This window comes from Synechococcus sp. H70.1 (assembly GCF_047502705.1).
GTDB lineage: Bacteria > Cyanobacteriota > Cyanobacteriia > Thermostichales > Thermostichaceae > Thermostichus.
Map to the genome: position 1 here is coordinate 49,709 of NZ_JANSIV010000134.1, position 1,923 is coordinate 51,631.

At 57.4% G+C, this 1,923-nt stretch carries 2 protein-coding genes; both read right to left on the reverse strand.

The window, feature by feature from the left end; translation table 11 throughout:
* Window positions 1-242: 242 nt before the first annotated feature.
* Window positions 243-860 carry a hypothetical protein gene (locus tag NW827_RS09765; protein ID WP_414360424.1) on the reverse strand — a complete coding sequence of 206 codons (618 nt, stop codon included), beginning with the start codon at window positions 858-860 and terminating at the stop codon, window positions 243-245.
* Between the two features lie 119 nt (window positions 861-979).
* The coding region (locus tag NW827_RS09770; RefSeq protein ID WP_414503628.1) for a polysaccharide deacetylase family protein at window positions 980-1,923 on the reverse strand (944 nt) is incomplete at its 5' end.

The following is a 1,923-nucleotide window of genomic DNA, read 5'->3' on the forward strand; positions in this document are numbered from 1 at the left end:
CCGGACAGTGCTGGAAGTCAAAAAGTAAGCAGAACCTTGGGCTCTGTCTTAAGGAACTGTCTAGGGGCGTCTTGATAACGCCTTTACGAGTTCATCTGCGGACTGCATCCCCCAACTAAGGACTACGTCCCGCTTCGCGATTAGTTGGTGGGAGTGTCAACCCTGATCTCTCTCCCTGAGGGAGAAGAGCTAGGGGACAGCCTTGCGGCAATTTGGCCTGGGGGTCTTAGAAGGGAGGGAGGCTAAAGATCGCGGCGGACGAAGCCATCTCTCTCCCACTGGTAGAGCGTAGCCCGCAAGTCGCGGCTAGCTCCCGCAACACTGGAGAGAATCAGGATCCCTTGGGGAGTGACCCGCAGGCTGGCGTTGGCTAGATCCGTTACACTCAGCAGTGGCACCAGCCCTTCAGGGCGGTGTTCCAGGATCAAGACCGACCGCAGCAGGCTAATACCCCCTCGCTCGGTGAGGAGCACCAACTTAGGCTGAGGGCTAGGGGTAATATCGGTGCGCAGCTGAGCCTCAATCAGCCGCCCTGGGATCGGCTCAGCCGTGTGGAGCAGGCGAAAATCGTATCCTCCCTGATGTCTGAAGCTGAGGACGCGCACCACCGGCTCCACTGTCGGCTGCCGCTGGATTTCAAACACGGCCACCACATCCTGACGATCGGAAGCGGTGAGGCTGGCCGCAAACAGGCGCAGGTTTTCGCCGCGATTGCCGCGGATGAACTCCCACCAGATGGATTGACGAAATAGGGCAACAACTCCTTCGCGCGCGCTGCCCCCCTCAGAAACAGCCGGCAACAGCGGAAGCAGCGGCTGGGGGTAGGCAGAGTGAACAGCAAGCGGTAGCGCCAGAGCCAAGGCCGCTCCCCAACTTATCCGAGCCCAGCAATCCAAGGGCTTTCGCATACTTCCCCACTCCTCGACCCTAAGACTCTAAGAGATTGCCCGGTTTTTCTAAGAGACAGTTGGCGGTTTCCTCAAGCAGGATCTCTAGAACTGGGCCAGGGCAAAAAGCGATAGCCTGCCTCTTCAACCGCAGCAACGATATCTGGCAAAGCTTCTGCAGTATGGGGCCAGCGGTCGTGCAGCAGCAAAACCAGGGGTTGTTCAGAGGCTTTCATCACCGACAACTGGGATCGAACCCGCTCCAAAAGCTGGTCTGCTGTTTGGTCAGCATAGGCATCCTCGGGACTGAGGTTCCAGTAGAGAACCCGATACCCTGCCTGTTCCAAAGCGCGACGTAAAGCAGAGTCTAGGCGAAAACCGCCCGGTGGGCGAACCACTAGTTGGGGATCCAAGCCCAACCTCTTGAGCAGTTGGGTTGTCTGATCCACCTCGGCATAGAATATCTCGTCGCTGCTGTAGAGGCGTCGATAGTCGTGAGTAAACGTGTGGTTGGCTATCGTGTGGTGGTGGGTTTGAATAGCTTTGGCCAGCTCTGGAAAGCGAGAAACGTGATTGCCGATGAGAAAGAATGTAGCCGGCACTTGTAGCTGATCCAAAACTTGCAAAAGGCGAGGTGTGGACTGAGGCCAAGGTCCATCGTCAATGGTGAGAAAGGCAGAGCGAGGTGGCACTTCCAACAAAGGCCCCAGCGCCTCTTCCAAAGGCAGTTGCAAAGGCCGGCTATTTTCCAGCGGATCGAGCAAAGTGGGATCCGCTGTCCAGCCATGCTGCAAAAGGACCTCTACCTGGGCAGGTGCAGGGGTGATCAGCAGGCGCCCAGTCTGTTCGTCTCGGTTGCCCCAGCTCAGCCGATAGGGCAGCCCCGCAGCAACTTCAACCGTTGTCGAGCGGGTGATGACTGCATAGGGAATATCAATTAAATAATGCCCGTTCACCCGCTCTTGGTGAACCCAAGCAGCAGAAGGAGCCGATAGATAAACCAGCAGGTCTTGGGGATTGCTGCCGCGCACAACGC